The 16,485-nt window shown below is 71.0% G+C and carries 15 protein-coding genes; 9 read left to right on the forward strand and 6 right to left on the reverse strand.

All coding sequences use genetic code 11. From position 1 onward, the window contains the following. Window positions 1–111 precede the first annotated feature (111 nt). From pdhA (ABD858_RS16680) to ABD858_RS16710, 7 genes are read left to right on the forward strand one after another with little or no spacing between them, the layout of a single operon-like run. Window positions 112–1,245 carry a pyruvate dehydrogenase (acetyl-transferring) E1 component subunit alpha gene (pdhA, locus tag ABD858_RS16680; RefSeq protein ID WP_345038194.1) on the forward strand — a complete coding sequence of 378 codons (1,134 nt, stop codon included), beginning with the start codon at window positions 112–114 and terminating at the stop codon, window positions 1,243–1,245. Continuing rightward, window positions 1,242–2,264, forward strand: coding sequence for an alpha-ketoacid dehydrogenase subunit beta (locus ABD858_RS16685; protein ID WP_345038196.1), 1,023 nt, complete (start codon window positions 1,242–1,244; stop codon window positions 2,262–2,264). Before pdhA (ABD858_RS16680) ends, ABD858_RS16685 begins: the two co-directional genes overlap by 4 nt. Continuing rightward, window positions 2,264–3,607, forward strand: a complete 1,344-nt coding sequence (locus ABD858_RS16690) for a dihydrolipoamide acetyltransferase family protein (RefSeq protein WP_345038198.1) — start codon at window positions 2,264–2,266, stop codon at window positions 3,605–3,607. Before ABD858_RS16685 ends, ABD858_RS16690 begins: the two co-directional genes overlap by 1 nt. A 56-nt stretch (window positions 3,608–3,663) precedes the next feature. After that, window positions 3,664–4,512, forward strand: coding sequence for an NTP transferase domain-containing protein (locus ABD858_RS16695; RefSeq protein ID WP_345038201.1), 849 nt, complete (start codon window positions 3,664–3,666; stop codon window positions 4,510–4,512). Next, entirely contained in the window at window positions 4,509–5,807 is a 1,299-nt protein-coding gene (locus tag ABD858_RS16700) for a molybdopterin molybdotransferase MoeA (RefSeq protein ID WP_345038203.1), read from the forward strand. Before ABD858_RS16695 ends, ABD858_RS16700 begins: the two co-directional genes overlap by 4 nt. Window positions 5,808–5,827: 20 nt before the next feature. Beyond that, window positions 5,828–6,880, forward strand: a complete 1,053-nt coding sequence (locus ABD858_RS16705) for a potassium channel family protein (RefSeq protein WP_345044605.1) — start codon at window positions 5,828–5,830, stop codon at window positions 6,878–6,880. A gap of 9 nt (window positions 6,881–6,889) precedes the next feature. After that, the gene (locus ABD858_RS16710; protein WP_345038205.1) at window positions 6,890–7,879 is read left to right on the forward strand and encodes an NAD(P)H-quinone oxidoreductase; all 990 of its coding nucleotides are present in this window, start codon (window positions 6,890–6,892) and stop codon (window positions 7,877–7,879) included. 62 nt (window positions 7,880–7,941) lie between these two features. On the opposite strand, the gene ABD858_RS16715 is transcribed toward ABD858_RS16710, so the two are convergent. The 3 genes from ABD858_RS16715 to ABD858_RS16725 all read right to left on the reverse strand — a co-directional run bounded on the left by ABD858_RS16715 (window position 7,942) and on the right by ABD858_RS16725 (window position 10,838). Beyond that, window positions 7,942–8,481, reverse strand: a complete 540-nt coding sequence (locus ABD858_RS16715) for a bacterial proteasome activator family protein (protein WP_345038207.1) — start codon at window positions 8,479–8,481, stop codon at window positions 7,942–7,944. Window positions 8,482–8,570: 89 nt separating this feature from the next. After that, on the reverse strand, window positions 8,571–9,149 hold the full coding sequence (locus ABD858_RS16720; protein ID WP_345038210.1) for a hypothetical protein: 579 nt from the start codon (window positions 9,147–9,149) through the stop codon (window positions 8,571–8,573). Between the two features lie 93 nt (window positions 9,150–9,242). Further along, entirely contained in the window at window positions 9,243–10,838 is a 1,596-nt protein-coding gene (locus tag ABD858_RS16725) for a protein kinase domain-containing protein (protein WP_345038212.1), read from the reverse strand. A 291-nt stretch (window positions 10,839–11,129) separates the two neighbouring features. Here ABD858_RS16725 and ABD858_RS16730 point away from each other — a divergent pair, with 291 nt between their 5' ends. After that, window positions 11,130–12,764, forward strand: a complete 1,635-nt coding sequence (locus tag ABD858_RS16730) for a protein kinase domain-containing protein (protein WP_345038214.1) — start codon at window positions 11,130–11,132, stop codon at window positions 12,762–12,764. 6 nt (window positions 12,765–12,770) lie between these two features. Here ABD858_RS16730 and ABD858_RS16735 read toward each other — a convergent pair whose 3' ends face one another. The 3 genes from ABD858_RS16735 to ABD858_RS16745 form a co-directional block, all read right to left on the reverse strand. Beyond that, window positions 12,771–13,781, reverse strand: coding sequence for a phosphotransferase (locus ABD858_RS16735; RefSeq protein WP_345038216.1), 1,011 nt, complete (start codon window positions 13,779–13,781; stop codon window positions 12,771–12,773). Window positions 13,782–13,796: 15 nt separating this feature from the next. Further along, a complete protein-coding gene (locus ABD858_RS16740; RefSeq protein WP_345038218.1) occupies window positions 13,797–14,213 on the reverse strand; it encodes a pyridoxamine 5'-phosphate oxidase family protein in 417 nt (138 codons plus the stop codon). 116 nt (window positions 14,214–14,329) lie between these two features. Beyond that, the gene (locus ABD858_RS16745) at window positions 14,330–15,010 is read right to left on the reverse strand and encodes a response regulator (RefSeq protein ID WP_425586211.1); all 681 of its coding nucleotides are present in this window, start codon (window positions 15,008–15,010) and stop codon (window positions 14,330–14,332) included. Between the two features lie 308 nt (window positions 15,011–15,318). Here ABD858_RS16745 and pdhA (ABD858_RS16750) point away from each other — a divergent pair, with 308 nt between their 5' ends. Continuing rightward, entirely contained in the window at window positions 15,319–16,485 is a 1,167-nt protein-coding gene (gene pdhA / locus ABD858_RS16750; protein ID WP_345038222.1) for a pyruvate dehydrogenase (acetyl-transferring) E1 component subunit alpha, read from the forward strand.

The following is a 16,485-nucleotide window of genomic DNA, read 5'->3' on the forward strand; positions in this document are numbered from 1 at the left end:
GTCCACAGGCTGGAGGCGCCTGTAGCCAAATTGCGTCCACGACCGAACAATCGGTAGGTGAGGCGCGCCACATTCGCGCCGCCGTGCCCGCTCCCACGAGGAGGTGCTCTCATGACGGTCCAAGAGCTGCCTGGTGCCGCCTACCGGCCCACGCCGCCCCCCGAGTGGAGGCCCCGCACCGACCCCGCACCGCTGCTCCCGGACCCCGAGCCATACCGCGTGCTCGGCACCAAGGCCGCCGGAGGTCTCGACCCCGCCCTGATGCGACGGCTGTACGCCGAGCTGGTGCGCGGTCGGCGGTACAACGCGCAGGCCACGGCCCTGACCAAGCAGGGCAGGCTCGCGGTCTACCCCTCGACCACCGGCCAGGAGGCGTGCGAGGTCGCGGCCGCTCTGGTGCTCGAGGAGCGGGACTGGCTGTTCCCCAGTTACCGCGACACCCTGGCGGCCGTGGCGCGCGGCCTCGACCCGGTGCAGGCACTGACGTTGCTGCGCGGTGACTGGCACACCGGGTATGACCCGCACGAGCACCGCATAGCCCCGCTGTGCACCCCGCTGGCCACTCAGCTGCCCCATGCCGTGGGTCTCGCGCACGCCGCCCGGCTCAAGGGCGACGACGTGGTCGCGCTCGCCATGGTCGGCGACGGCGGCACCAGCGAGGGCGACTTCCACGAGGCGCTGAACTTCGCCGCGGTATGGCAGGCACCGGTCGTCTTCCTGGTGCAGAACAACGGCTTCGCGATCTCCGTGCCGCTGGCGAAGCAGACCGCGGCGCCCTCGCTGGCCCACAAGGCGGTGGGATACGGCATGCCGGGTCGGCTGGTCGACGGCAATGACGTGGCGGCCATGCACGAGGTGCTCACCGAGGCCGTGGCCCGCGCCCGGCGCGGCGGCGGCCCCACGCTGGTCGAGGCCGTGACGTACCGCATCGATGCGCACACCAACGCCGACGACGCGACGCGTTACCGCGGTGAGGCCGAGGTCGAGACCTGGCGTGCGCACGACCCGATCGTCCTGCTGGAGCGGGAGCTGACGGAACGAGGGATCCTCGACGAGGACGGCATCCGAGCGGCGGCGGAGGCCGCCGAGTCGATGGCCGCTGCCCTGCGCGAGCGGATGAACGCCGACCCGGTGCTCGACCCGATGGACCTCTTCACGCATGTCTACGCGGAGCAGACCTCGCAACTGAGGGAACAGGCCGCACAGTTGCGTGCCGAGCTGGAAGCCGAGGGAGAGGCACGATGAGCACGCTCGCAGTGAAGCCGGCCGGTCGGGCCAAGCCGGCCACCATGGCGCAGGCGCTGCAGCGCGCCATGCGTGACGCCATGGCGGAGGACCCGAGCGTCCATGTGATGGGTGAGGACGTCGGCACCCTCGGCGGTGTCTTCCGGATCACCGACGGGCTCGCCAAGGAGTTCGGTGAGGACCGGTGCATGGACACCCCGCTCGCCGAGGCGGGCATTCTCGGCACGGCCGTCGGCATGGCGATGTACGGACTGCGTCCCGTCGTCGAGATGCAGTTCGACGCCTTCGCGTACCCCGCGTTCGAGCAGCTGATCAGCCATGTGGCGCGGATGCGGAACCGCACCCGGGGCGCCATGCCGCTGCCGATCACCATTCGGGTGCCGTACGGCGGCGGAATCGGTGGTGTCGAGCACCACTGCGACTCCTCCGAGGCGTACTACATGGCGACTCCGGGGCTCCATGTCGTCACGCCCGCCACCGTCGAAGACGCCTACGGGCTGCTGCGCGCCTCGATCGCCTCCGACGATCCGGTGGTCTTCCTGGAGCCGAAGCGGCTGTACTGGGCCAAGGCCGACTGGTCGCCGGAGGCTCCGGCCGCCGTCGAGCCGATCGGGAGTGCGGTGGTGCGGCGCACCGGCCGCAGCGCCACGCTCATCACCTACGGACCGTCCGTGCCGGTGTGTCTGGAGGCCGCTGAGGCCGCACAGGCCGAGGGCTGGGACCTGGAAGTCGTCGATCTGCGGTCCCTGGTGCCCTTCGACGACGAGACGGTGTGCGCCTCGGTGCGGCGCACCGGCCGCGCGGTCGTCGTGCATGAGTCGAACGGCTTCGGCGGTCCCGGCGGCGAGATAGCGGCCCGGATCACCGAGCGGTGCTTCCACCATCTGGAGGCGCCGGTGTTGAGGGTCGCCGGGTTCGACATCCCGTATCCGCCGCCGATGCTGGAGCGGCACCATCTGCCGGGCGTGGACCGGGTGCTGGACGCGGTCGCCCGGCTCCAGTGGGAGACGGAGAACTGATGCCGCAGGTACTGGAGTTCAAGCTGCCCGACCTCGGTGAGGGGCTCACCGAGGCGGAGATCGTCCGCTGGCTGGTGTCGGTGGGCGATGTCGTCGCCGTCGACCAGCCGGTGGTCGAGGTCGAGACGGCCAAGGCGATGGTCGAGGTTCCGTGCCCTTACGGGGGTGTGGTCACCGCCCGATTCGGGGAGGAAGGCACGGAACTTCCCGTCGGTGCCCCGTTGCTGACGGTGGCAGTAGGAGCGGCGGAGGGCGATGCTGTGGAGACGGCCTCCGCTCCAGCCGCCGCAGCCGCCGAGGAGTCGGAGGGCTCGGGGAACGTCCTGGTCGGGTACGGCACCGGGGCACCGGCGGCGCGCCGCCGCCGGGTCCGCCCGGCGGGCCCGGCAGGCACCGCGCCGAGCGCCCCGCCGAGCAGCGCGGCGCCGGTTCTGACACCGCAGCCGGCCGCCCCGCCCGCTGTCGTGCCGGCCGACGGGCCCGTGCCCGTCATCTCGCCGCTGGTGCGGCGGCTGGCCCGGGAGCACGGTCTGAACCTGCGGGAGCTGGCAGGGTCCGGTCCCGAGGGGCTGATCCTGCGCTCCGACGTCGAAGCCGCGATCCGGGCCGCCGAAGCCCCCGCAGCTCCCGCAGCCCCGGCAGCGGTTGCCGCCATTGGCGAGCGGGTCCCGTTGAAGGGGGTGCGCGGTGCCGTCGCCGACAAGCTCAGCCGCAGCAGGCGCGAGATCCCCGACGCCACCTGCTGGGTCGATGCCGACGCCACGGAGCTGATGGCCGCGCGCGCCGCCCTGAACGCGGCCGGCGGCCCGAAGATCTCCGTGCTCGCTCTGCTCGCCCGGATCTGCACGGCCGCGCTGGCGCGCTTCCCGGAGCTGAACTCCACCGTGGACACCGCCGCCCGGGAAATCGTGCGTCTGCCCGAGGTGCATCTCGGGTTCGCCGCACAGACCGAGCGGGGCCTGGTCGTGCCCGTCGTACGGGACGCGCAAGCGCGCAACGCGGAGTCCCTGACCGCCGAGTTCGCCCGGCTGACCGAGCTGGCGCGGACCGGGAAGCTGACCCCGGCCGAGCTGACCGGCGGCACGTTCACGCTGAACAACTACGGCGTGTTCGGGGTGGACGGCTCCACGCCGATCATCAACCACCCCGAGGCCGCGATGCTCGGCGTCGGCCGGATCGTGCCCAAGCCGTGGGTTCACCGGGGCGAGCTGGCCGTACGGCAGGTCGTCCAGCTGTCGCTGACGTTCGACCACCGGGTCTGCGACGGCGGTACGGCGGGCGGCTTCCTGCGGTACGTGGCCGACTGTGTGGAGCAGCCCGCGGTGCTGCTGCGCACCCTGTGATGAGCGTCTGCATGCACGCGCCCCGGAGGGGCTGAGTACTGCAGCATACTTCTGGGATGACCGCGTATGACGCCGTAGTACTCGCCGGGGGCGCCGCCAGAAGACTGGGCGGCGCCGACAAGCCCGGTGTGACTGTGGGTGGCCGGCCCCTCCTTGACCGGGTGCTGGGCGCATGTGCCGGCGCCGGGGTCACCGTCGTGGTGGGCGGGCGCCGGCCCACCACGCGGCCGGTGCTCTGGACCAGGGAGGAACCGCCCGGCGGCGGGCCGCTCGCCGCGCTCTCGGCCGGAATGCGGCACATAGAGGCGGAGAGCACGCTGGTGCTCTCCGCCGATCTGCCGTTCCTGGGCGAGCCGACCGTGAAGGCCCTGCTGGACGCCCTGGCGGCGGGCGGCACCGAGGGCGTGCTGTGCACCGACCCGGACGGCCGCGATCAGCCGCTGGTCGCCGTCTACCGGGCCGAACCGCTGCACCGGGAGATCGCCCTGCTCGCCGCGGAGCACGGCAGCCTCAGCGGACTGCCTCTGCGACTGCTGACGCAGGAGCTGGACCTCGTCCGGATCGCACCGGAGCCCCTGTCCTCCTTCGACTGCGACACCTGGGAGGACATCGCCGCGGCCCGTGCGCGGATCAGGGAGCATGGGAACGTGCTGGACGAATGGATCACCGCGGTCAAGGACGAGCTCGGCATCGATCTGGAGGTCGACACGGGCGTCCTGCTCGATCTTGCCCGGGACGCCGCCCACGGCGTTGCCCGGCCCGCCGCGCCGCTCACCACGTTCCTGGTCGGCTACGCGGCGGCGAAGGCCGGGGAGGGCCCGGAAGCCGTGGCGGAGGCGGCCCGCAAGGCCGCTGCCCTCGCCGCCCGCTGGGCCGCCGAGTCGGGAGAGGCCGGCTCGTCGTGACCGCGCAGGAGGACCGCGAGCTGGACGAAGCCCTCGCACTGGCGTCAACGGGCTCCACGACAGCGGCAACCCCCGGCACGGCGACTGCCCGCGGGGCCATGCGCTGGGCCGAGGCCCGGAACGTCGCCTCACGGGCCGGGCGCAGCGCCCCCGGCCGCACCCTGCGGATGGTGCTCGGCGAGGCACTGGGGCATGTCCTCGCCGAGCCGCTCACCGCACTCACCGATCTGCCGTCGTTCGACACGTCAGCCATGGACGGCTGGGCCGTTGCCGGACCCGGCCCCTGGGGGCTGCGCGACGGCGGAGGAATCCTCGCCGGCCGTTCCGTGTCCGGCGTGCTCGCCGACGGCGAGGCGGTACGGATCGCCACCGGTGCCCGGGTCCCGCCGGGCGTCACCGCCGTGCTCCGTACCGAGCACGCCCGTACGGACGAGGCGAAGGGCCGGCTGCGCGCCCTCCGTTCCGTCGTTCCCGGGCAGGACATCCGGCCCCGCGGCCAGGAGTGCCGCAGCGGCGACCAGCTGTTGCCGGCCGGGGCGCTGGTGACCCCGGCGGTGCTGGGGCTCGCCGCCGCGGCCGGATACGACGAGCTCCTCGTCGTCCCCCGCCCTCGCGTCGAGATCCTGGTCCTCGGCGACGAACTGCTGGCCGAGGGTCTCCCCCACGACGGCATGGTCCGCGACGCGCTGGGCCCCATGGCCGGCCCCTGGCTGCGCGCGCTCGGCGCGGAGGTCCTGGCGACCCGTCGGCTCGTCGACGACGCCGACGCGCTGTTCGACGCGGTCACCACGTCCGAGGCCGACCTCGTCGTCACCACGGGCGGTACCGCTGCCGGTCCCGTCGACCATGTCCACCCGGTTCTGAGCAAGGCCGGCGCCGAACTGCTGGTCGACGGTGTCGCGGTACGCCCCGGGCATCCCATGCTGTTGGCCCGGCTCGCGTCCGGCCGGCACCTGGTGGGTCTGCCCGGCAACCCCCTGGCCGCCGTGTCCGGCCTGCTCACGCTCGTCGAGCCGCTGCTGAGCACGCTCGCGGGGCGAGCCCCTGTCGACCCGTCCATAACACCGGTGCGCGAACGGGTGCCCGGCCATCCGCACGACACCCGGCTGGTGCCCGTGGCGTACCGGGCGGACGGGGCCGTGCCGCTGCGCTATCAGGGCCCTGCCATGCTGCGCGGTATCGCCGCCGCGGACGGCCTCGCCGTCATCCCGTTCGGCGGGGCGGAACCTGGCGATGAGCTGGGGATCCTGGATCTTCCCTGGGGCCGGCCTTCTTCCGAGGGGTGTTTCACGTGAAACTTCCCGGCAATGACGTGATGGCCCGCCAGGCGGGCGAGACCCACCACGCCCGCGTGCATCTTCCGCGCCGTGCCGTCCAGTCCCCACTGCGTCAGGTCGGCAGGCGGCTGCTGATGGCCCTCGGGGTGCTGATACTGACCGTGCTCATCGTCTACGCCGACCGGGGCGGCTACCACGACAACGCGGACGAAACAGTCGACTTCCTCGACTCCTTCTACTACGCCACCGTCACCCTCTCCACGACGGGGTACGGCGACATCGTTCCGTACAGCGACAGCGCCAGGCTCGCCAATGTGCTGCTGGTGACGCCGCTGCGCGTGCTTTTTCTGATCATCCTGGTCGGCACGACTCTCGAAGTCCTCACCGAGCGCACCCGGGAGGAGTGGCGGCTGAACCGCTGGAGGGCCACTGTGCGTGACCACACCGTCGTTGTCGGCTTCGGAACGAAGGGGCGTTCGGCGATCCAGACGCTCCTCGCGACCGGGCTGAAGAAGGACAAGGTCGTTGTCGTCGACCCCAATCCGCAGGTCGCCGAGGCAGCCACCGCCGAGGGGTTCGTCGCGGTGACCGGTGACGCGACGCGCAGCGATGTGCTGCTGCGGGCCGAGGTGCAGCGGGCCCGCCAGATCGTCATCACCCCGCAGCGCGACGACACCGCCGTGCTGGTCGCCCTGACCGCCCGTCAGCTCAACCGCGGGGCGAAAATCGTCGCAGCGGTGCGCGAGGAGGAGAACGCGCCTCTGCTGCGGCAGTCCGGTGCCGATGCGGTGATCACGAGCTCCAGTGCGGCCGGCCGGCTGCTCGGCCTGTCCGTGCTCAGCCCCACAGCGGGCACGGTGATCGAGGACCTGATCCAGCATGGCAGCGGGCTCGACGTCATCGAACGGCCGGTGACGAAGAGCGAGGCAGGGCGTGGTGTCCGGGAGACCGAGGACCTGGTGGTGAGCGTGCTGCGCGGGCACCGGCTGCTCGGGTACGACCACCCGGAGGCGAGCCCCTTGCAGTTGACGGACCGGCTGATCACGATCGTACGGGCCACGAAAGCACCGGGGGGCGGCGGCGGAGAGTAGCCTCGCGCCATGCATGCGATCACCATCCCCGAACCAGGCGGTCCCGAGGCGCTCGTATGGGCCGAGGTGCCCGATCCCGTACCGGGCGAGGGAGAGGTCCTCGTCGAGGTGGCGGCCACCGCGGTCAACCGTGCCGATGTGCTCCAGCGACAGGGCTTCTACGATCCGCCGCCCGGTACGTCCCCCTATCCGGGCCTCGAGTGCTCGGGCCGGATCGTGGCGCTGGGGCCCGGGGTGTCCGGATGGGCCGTCGGTGACGAGGTGTGCGCGCTCCTGGGCGGCGGGGGGTACGCGGAGAAGGTGGCCGTCCCGGCCGGGCAGCTGCTGCCCGTGCCGGACGGTGTCGATGTCGTCACCGCCGCGGGGCTGCCCGAGGTCGCCTGCACGGTGTGGTCCAACGTCTTCATGGTCGCCCATCTGCGGCCGGGCGAGACGCTGCTGGTGCACGGCGGCGCAAGTGGCATCGGAACGATGGCCGTTCAGCTCGCCAAGGCGGTGGGTGCCCGGGTCGCCGTCACCGCGGGCAGCAAGGAGAAGCTGGACCGCTGCGCGGAACTGGGCGCGGACATTCTCATCGACTACCGCGAGCAGGACTTCGTGGAGGAGGTGCGCCGCGCGACGGGCGGGGCCGGTGCGGACGTCATCCTCGACATCATCGGGGCGAAGTACCTCGACCGGAACGTGAAGGCGCTGGCCGTCAGCGGCCGGCTGGCGGTCATCGGCCTCCAGGGCGGGGTCAAGGCGGAGCTCAACCTGCGCGACCTGCTGGCCAAGCGGGCCGCGATCACGGCGACCTCACTGCGGGCGCGCCCGCTGGAGGAGAAGGCAGCGATCGTCGCGGCGGTCCGGGAGCATGTGTGGCCGCTGATCGCGGCGGGGCGGGTGCGGCCCGTCGTCGACTGTGTCCTGCCGCTGCCGGACGCGGCCGAGGCGCACCGCGTGCTGGAGTCCGGCACGCATGTGGGCAAGGTGCTGCTGGCGGCACCCGCGTCGGTCTGACGAGTCACGCGATGTGGTCCCCCGGCGCCGGGTGCGCGGGGGACCACTCGCAGGTGCGACCGTCAGAGGTACGGACCGGAGCGGGCGGCGCCGTGGTGGTGGTGGTCGTCGTCATCGTCGGTGGGAGCGCCCGGGGGAAGGGCGCGGCGCATCTGCTCCAGCTGGGCCCGCGCCGCCATCTGCTGGGCGAACAGGGCCGTCTGGATCCCGTGGAACAGGCCCTCCAGCCAGCCCACCAGCTGGGCCTGTGCGATGCGCAGTTCCGCCTCGGAGGGCACCGCGTCGTCCGTGAACGGGAGCGAGAGACGCTCCAGTTCCTCGACGAGCTCCGGTGCCAGCCCGTCCTCCAGCTCCTTCACCGAACTCGCGTGGATGTCCTTGAGGCGCACACGGCTCGCCTCGTCCAGAGGAGCCGCGCGGACTTCCTCCAGGAGCTGCTTGATCATGCTGCCGATGCGCATGACCTTCGCGGGCTGTTCGACCATGTCCGTCACGGGCACCTCGCGCGACTCGTCGTCACTGCCGCCGATTGCCATCCCGTCCTGGCCCACCACGAGGACCTGGGGGCTCTCATGCGACCGTTCACTCCTCGGCATCTCCATGCCGCCATTCTCTCGCACACGTGCTTTACATCACGGTGTGCCCCCGGGGACGGCTGATCCACCGTCCCCGGGGGCACCAAGTGTGTCGTTCACTGGCGGCGCAGGCGCAGCCCCAGGAATCCCAGGCCCAGTCCGGTCAGGGTGAGTCCCGCTCCCATGGACAGCACATGGATCCGTGGGTCGGAATCGCCGGACCCGGGCGGCTGTGCGGCCTCGTCGGCGACGGCGGGCGCGGTTGTGCTGGTGGAGGGGGAGGGTTGTGCCTCCGCGGGAGCCTCCTCCTCTTCGGAGGGCTCCTCCCACTGTCTGTAGGGAGCGCGGGGGCCGTGCGGCCTGGAGTAGCGGTGCGGCCGGGTGGGCGTGTCGCTCGCACTGGCACTCGGGCTCGACAGCGCGAGGCCCGGTGTGCGGGACACGGTGGGGCTCGGATCGTCTGCTTCGTCGTCCTCGGAGGGGGCCGCTGCCTCGTCCGGCATACGGCCCGGGCGCGGCCGCCCCTCCCCGGCCGGCCGCCCGGCCAGCTTGCCGCCGTCGTCGCGGGGGCTCGCCTCGGCCTTCACGGCGGCGCCGGGTATGTGCTGGGCGGCGTGGCCGGGCGGAGTCAGCAGCAGTGCTGCCAGCAGCGTGAATCCGGCGGCTATGCCATGCGAGTGGAGCCCTGGAGCCATGGTGTGGCCCCTTCCCGTACCGAACGGTGGTATCGGGAAATAGCGTCACACGGTGCGACAGGACCGGCACTCCGGGAGCGCACGGAGAGTGAGTTACTCCGGGTCGCCGGTGGATATATCCAATGTGAATGTGGTGTCGGCGGGGGGGATGGGCGTGCCTGCGGTGGGGAACTGGTTGACGACGACGTCCTCTCCCCACTGACCGTTGGGGACCTTCTTCGGGTCCAGGTGCCAGCCCGCGGCTTGCAGGCAGCTCTTCACCGACCGGATGTCCTTGTAGACGAAGTTCGGGGCTTTCACCATGGTCGGGTCGTTGTAGTCCTTGGCCGGGTCCGAGCACTCTTCTGGGTCCATCGTGCGGTTGCGCTCGGGGCCCTTGTGCTCCGCCGTGGGCGTCTGGCTCTGGGTCGGGTCGCCGCCCGCCTGTCCGCCGTTCTCCTCTTCGCCGTTCAGGGACAGCGCGGTGATCAGGCCGCCGATCGCCAGCAGGGCCACCGCGATCGCGCCCACGACGACGGGCGTGTTCCGGCCGCCACGGCCGCTCGGCGCCGGGGCCGCGGTGTACGGCGGCGGGGTCGCGGCCATGGGCTGCGGCGGCTGCTGATGCGGGTAGCCGTACGCCGGAGCAGCGGGCGCCGGGGCGTACGGGCCGGGCTGGTGGGGCTGGTGGGGCTGGTACGGGGTCTGGACGTTGCCCGTCGACGGCGGGTACGGGCCGGACTGGTCCAGCGGCGGGAAGACCGTCGAGCCGACGCCCGCGCCGCTGTTGACCGGGCCGCCGCCGATGACGACGGGGGCGGCGCCGGTCTGGCCGGAGGAGGCGATCCGCGCGCACTCGTCGCGCATCGCGGCGGCGCTCGGGAAACGCTCGTTCGGGTTCTTCTTCAGCGCCCGTGCGACCAGCGCGTCCAGCGCCGGCGGGACCGAGCGGTTGAGGGCCGACGGCGCGACCGGCTCCTCCTGCACATGCGCGTACGCGATGGCGAGTGCCGAGTCCGCGTCGAACGGCAGCCGTCCGGTGAGCAGCTGGAAGAGCATGATGCCGACCGAGTAGAGGTCGGAGCGGGCGTCCACACCGCGTCCCAGCGCCTGCTCGGGCGACAGGTACTGCGGGGTGCCGACCACCATGCCGGTCTGCGTCATCGACGTCACACCGGACTGCATGGCGCGTGCGATGCCGAAGTCCATGACCTTGACCACACCACGCTTGGTGATCATCACATTGCCGGGCTTGATGTCCCGGTGGACCAGCCCCATCTCATGGCTGGCCTCCAGCGCGGCCAGTACATCGGCCGTCACCTTCAGCGCCTTGTCGGCCGGCATGGCGCCGTACTGCTGGATGTCGGACTGCAGCACGGACCCCAGCGGGAGGCCCTCGACGTACTCCATGACGATGTACGGCATGACCGCGCCGCCGAGCGCGTCTTCTCCCGTGTCGAAGACCGAGACGATGTTGGTGTGCTGGAGCTTGGCGACCGCTTGAGCCTCGCGCCGGAACCGCTCGCGGAACGACTGTTCGCGTCCCAGTTCGGTGTGGAGGGTCTTGATGGCGACCTGGCGGTCCAGCGCCGTGTCGTAGGCCAGGTGCACCGAGGCCATGCCGCCCTCGCCGAGGAGGTCGCGGAGCTGATAGCGCCCACCCGCCACCGATCCGCCCGCGTAGCGGCCGTGTGCGCCGTCCTGGCTCATGACTTGCGTCCCCCTCGGCCGCGTGGGCCCGGCTGCGATGATGATCTGCGATGTACGGGCCAAGTCTGCCCGAGGGCGCAGACACGTCAAGCTGGGTGCCGGTTACGTGACCGTACGCACAACAAGCGTCGTACGAACGTGACAGGGCACCGTCGGATGTGCTCGGGTACACAGGGGAACGTTTCCGGCGCCACGCCAGTCTCGATTCGGGGTGTCGTACAGAGCCTGTAGCGTGCTCTACCAGAACACCGTAACGACCGCGGATGCGGCCAGAGACGACGGCGAGGACAGATGGCACCCGAACCCGAGGGAAGCGGCGCCGGGATGGCCGATGCTCAGGAGCAGGGGTCCCACGGAGTCGGCGGTCTCGTCGGGGACGGCCGCTACCGCCTGACCCACCGGCTGGGCCGCGGCGGCATGGCGGAGGTGTTCGCCGCCGAGGACGTACGGCTCGGCCGTAGCGTCGCCGTGAAGCTCCTGCGCGCCGATCTCGCGGAGGACCCGGTATCCAAGGCCCGGTTCACGCGCGAGGCGCAGTCCGTGGCGGGCCTCAATCACCACAACATCGTGGCCGTGTACGACTCGGGCGAGGACGAGGTCGGCGGCAACTCCGTTCCGTACATCGTGATGGAGCTGGTCGAGGGCCGCACGATCCGCGATCTGCTCATCAGCTCCGAGGCCCCGTCCCCCGATCAGGCACTGGTCATCGTCTCCGGGGTGCTGGAAGCCCTCGCGTACTCGCACCAACACGGCATCGTGCACCGTGACATCAAGCCGGCGAACGTCATCATCACCGACAACGGCGCGGTGAAGGTGATGGACTTCGGCATCGCCCGCGCCCTGCACGGCGCGCAGTCGACGATGACGCAGACCGGCATGGTCATGGGCACTCCGCAGTACCTCTCTCCCGAGCAGGCGCTGGGCAAGGCCGTCGACCACCGCAGCGACCTGTACGCGACGGGCTGTCTGCTGTACGAACTGCTGGCACTGCGGCCGCCGTTCACCGGTGAGACCCCGCTCTCCGTGGTCTACCAGCATGTCCAGGACACGCCGGTGCCGCCCTCCGAGGTCTCCGACGGGGTGCCGCCGGAGCTCGACGGAATGGTGATGCGTGCGCTCGCCAAGGACCCGGACGACCGGTTCCAGAGCGCCGAGGAGATGCGCGGTCTGATCCACTACGCGCTCGGGATGCTCCAGGACCAGGGCGGTCACACGGGCGGTGTGTGGAGCACCGGCCCGGTCGAGATGTACGAGGGCCGCACGCCCGCCGGCGGAATCGCCGCGACCGCCGCGATGGGACACCCGCACCCGGTGCACGGGGAGACCTCGCAGTTCGGCGCGCCGATCCTGCCGCCGATGAACCCGGACGACGGCGGCTACGACGGCGGTTACGGCCCTCATGGCAACGCCAAGGCCGGCCGCGGCAAGGTGTGGCTGTTCGTCGCCTTCGCGATCATCGCGATCACCGCGGGTGTCGCTCTCGCGGTGAACGCCTCCAACGACACGAAGACCAACGAGAAGGAGCCTCCGAAGGTCTCCCACTCCACGGCCACGACCGAGCCGTCGGAACCAGCTCCCACCCCGTCGGCGGAGGATCAGACCTCCGGGGACGAGCAGTACAACTCCAACGGCAACAGCGGCGGCCACAACTGGAACAACGACAAGCCGTCATGGAGACCGTCCGACAAGGCCACCACCGAGCAACCGCCGACGCAGGCGCCGACCACCGACCCGGGTGCGAGCACCGGTAGCACCACCGGTGACTCGGGTACGGGCACCACCGGTGACTCGGGTACGGGCACCACGGGTGACTCGGGTACGGGCACCACGGGTGACTCGGGTACGGGCACCACCGGTGACTCGGGCACCGGCACCACCGGGGCCCCGGGCACGGGCACCACCGGGGCCCCGGGCACCACGGGCTGATCCGGCTCAGCCCGCGAAGGCCTGGCACACCGCCTCGTACTCGCGGGTCCACCACACCACCAGGGCCGACGCTGCGGGAAACTGCGGGTCGGCCCTGCGGTCGTGCAGCTGGTAGCGCCAGCGCAGTATCCAGAAGTCGTTGAGCCGCTCCCACCACACCCGGTGCACCGCCGCCGCCAGCTCCCCCGCCGCGGCGCCGGCCGCCCGCCGGTAGGCGCGCGCGTACGCCCGTACCTTGGCCAGTTCCAGCTGTCCCGCCGGGCGTACGAAGAAGATCACCGCTGCCCGTACCGCTTCCTCGGCGCGCGGCTGGACGCCGAGCCGGTCCCAGTCGACGATCGCGGCCGGCTCCGCGTCCCGGTACAGCAGATTCAGCGGGTGGAAGTCGCCGTGCACCCAGCCTGCCGCGGGTGCGCCGGCTGCCGGGGGCCGTCGGTGCGATTGCTCTTCCAGCAGGGCGCGCCGTTCCACCAGCCGGTGCTCGGCCAGCTCGTCGAAGGCGTCCCGGTGTCGTCGGCCGCGGGTCAGGGCCAGCAGTCGGTCGATGAGCGCGAAGGTGTCGACGGGGTCGGCACTGCGGTGCTCGCCTTGCTCGACGTCCCTCTCCATGACCTGGGCGAGACGGGTGTGTACAAGCCCGAGCAGGGCGCCGAGCCGGCGGGCCTCGGCGGTGGTGAGCTGGGCGCCGTGCCGGTGGCGTCCGTCGATCCAGGGGTGCAGTGCGTAGCACCGGTCGTCGATGACGGCGACCGTGTCGCCGTCGCCGGCCTCGACGGGCGGGGCGACGGGCACGCCGAGGGCCTGGAGGTGCCGGGTGGCGCGGTGCTGGCGGGTGATGGCGTCGGGGTCGCCGTCGAGATGGTGTTTGAGGAAGAAGCGGCCGCGTGTGGTCGTGAGGCAGTAGCCGTGGTTGAGGAGTCCTTGGGTGACGGGTTCGCAGGTCAGTGGCTCGCCCACGGGCGGGTAGCGGCGCAGCAGGGCGCTCACGGGGGGCAGGGTTGCAGATGAGCGCGGCACCTGTCAGATGTTAGATCACTCAGGGTGTTGATAGTGTCGCTCAGGGGAGCCGTCGAGTGAGTGCAGGGTTCCGAACTGCGGCTCGATGCGCAGATACACCGGGTCGAAAGGCTTTCCGTCCGCCAGTCGCGGGACGGGTCCGAAGTGGTCCAGTTCCTCGTCACCGGGCTCGGCGAGCCGGGCGGTGCCGGTGAACTGCAGGGACCACACCTCGGCCGCGCCGGAATTCATGTTGTCCGCGCCGTACGCCACCACATTGCCGTCGCAGGCGTCGTGATAGCCGAAGCCCGCGTGCATCCGCAGCATGACCTGCCCGTCGGTGACGATATGGCGGGCGGAGGCCACGAAGGGCAGCGCGCTCATGCTGGACGCAAGCCGTCCGTACGGGACGCGGTCGAGCAGCTCCAGAAGCCGGGGGTCGTCGCAGGGCATGATGTCCACTGTCCCTGCCCGGTTCGTGTCCGAATAGAGGCCGCCGCCCTCGTGATCCGGGCCCAAAGTCCCGATTGGGGTGAGGCGGGACGATGCGGATGATCTGCGCGTATGCCTCAGTTCTGCTTCCCGGCCTGGAGCCTCGCCACATATGCGGCGGCCTGGGAGCGCCTCTCCATGCCCAGCTTGGAGAGGAGGCTGGACACATAGTTCTTGATCGTTTTCTCGGCGAGATGCAGCCGCTCGCCGATCGCGCGGTTGGTGAGTCCCTCGCCTATCAGGTCGAGGATCTTGCGCTCCTGATCGGTGAGGGAGGCCAGCCGTTCGTCGTCCTTGCCTCTGCTGCCGGTGCGGAGCCGTTCCAGCACCCGGGCGGTGGCGACGGGGTCGAGCAGCGACTTGCCGGCCGCCACGTCCCGTACCGCCGAGAGCAGTTCGCTGCCGCGGATCGCCTTCAGGACATATCCGGAGGCACCAGCCATGATCGCGTCGAAGAGGGCTTCGTCGTCGGCGAATGAGGTGAGCATCAGGCACTTGATCGCATCGTTACGCGAGCGGACCTCGCGGCAGACCTCGACGCCGCTGCCGTCCGGCAGCCGTACATCGAGAATGGCCACGTCGGGGCGTGTCGCGGGGATTCTGACCAGGGCTTCTTCGACCGTCCCGGCCTCGCCGACCACCTCGATGCCGTCCTCGCCGGAGAGCAGGTCGTGCACGCCGCGCCGCACGACCTCATGGTCGTCGAGGAGAAATACGGTGATTTTTCCTTCAATGGGCACATTGTCAGTTTCACACATTGACTCTTCCCGTGCGCTGGGTGACCGGGATAACGTGCCCCTGTTCCGGCGGTCTGCAGGGCTGTGACCAGTGGTTGTTTCCCCCCATTTCCGATTTACTTGGAAATCCAAGCAAAAACGCAGGTCAAATGGGGTTTCGCAGGAATGCGACCCACTGGGTAACGTGCCTCTCGCAGGGCTCTCGCCGGGACACTGTCACGCCTGTTCCCGGCCGAGTCGCACCCACCCCCGTGCACACGTACGGATACAGGCGAGCCGCACTGGCACCCGGCGGACCCCGGGGGCCGGACAGACGGAGGAGCACGCACGTGACCGTGGAAAGTACTGCCGCGCGCAAACCGCGTCGCAGCAGCGGCAGCAGCAAGCGCGCCGGCGCCCGCAAGCCGCAGAGCCCGACCGAGCCCCAGCTCGTACAGCTGCTGACCCCCGAGGGCGAGCGGGTCGAGAACCCCGAGTACGACGAGTTCGTCGCCGACCTGACCCCCGAAGCGCTGCGCGGGCTGTACCGGGACATGGTCCTGACGCGGCGCTTCGACGCCGAGGCCACCGCGCTGCAGCGGCAGGGCGAACTGGGCCTGTGGGCCTCGCTGCTCGGCCAGGAGGCCGCGCAGATCGGCTCCGGCCGCGCCCTGCGTGACGACGACTACGTCTTTCCGACCTACCGCGAGCACGGTGTCGCCTGGTGCCGTGGAGTCGATCCGACCAATCTGCTCGGGATGTTCCGTGGTGTGAACCACGGCGGGTGGGACCCGAACAGCAACAACTTCCATCTGTACACGATCGTGATCGGCTCGCAGACGCTGCACGCCACCGGGTACGCCATGGGCGTGGCCAAGGACGGCGCGGACTCCGCGGTCATCGCCTACTTCGGTGACGGCGCCTCGAGCCAGGGCGACGTCAACGAGGCATTCACCTTCTCCGCGGTCTACAACGCCCCCGTGGTGTTCTTCTGCCAGAACAACCAGTGGGCGATCTCCGAGCCCACCGAGAAGCAGACCCGTGTCCCGCTCTACCAGCGCGCGCAGGGCTTCGGCTTCCCCGGCGTCCGCGTCGACGGCAACGACGTGCTCGCCTGCCTCGCCGTCACCCGCTCCGCGCTCGAGCGCGCCCGCCGCGGCGAGGGCCCGACCCTGGTCGAGGCGTTCACCTACCGCATGGGCGCCCACACCACCTCCGACGACCCGACCCGCTACCGGCACGACGACGAGCGTGCCGCGTGGGAGGCCAAGGACCCGATCCTGCGGCTGCGCACCTACCTGGAGAAGGAAGGCATCGCCGGCGAGGAGTTCTTCGCCTCCCTGGAGGAGGAGAGCGTCGCGCTCGGCAAGCGGGTGCGCGAGGCCGTACGTGCCATGCCCGACCCGGACCACATGGCGATCTTCGAGAACATTTACGCCGACGGGCACGCCCTCGTCGACGAGGAGCGCGCGCAGTTCGCCGCCTACCAGGCGTCCTTCGCCGACGAGGAGAACTGA

Source organism: Streptomyces sannanensis (assembly GCF_039536205.1).
In the GTDB taxonomy this organism is placed as follows: domain Bacteria; phylum Actinomycetota; class Actinomycetes; order Streptomycetales; family Streptomycetaceae; genus Streptomyces; species Streptomyces sannanensis.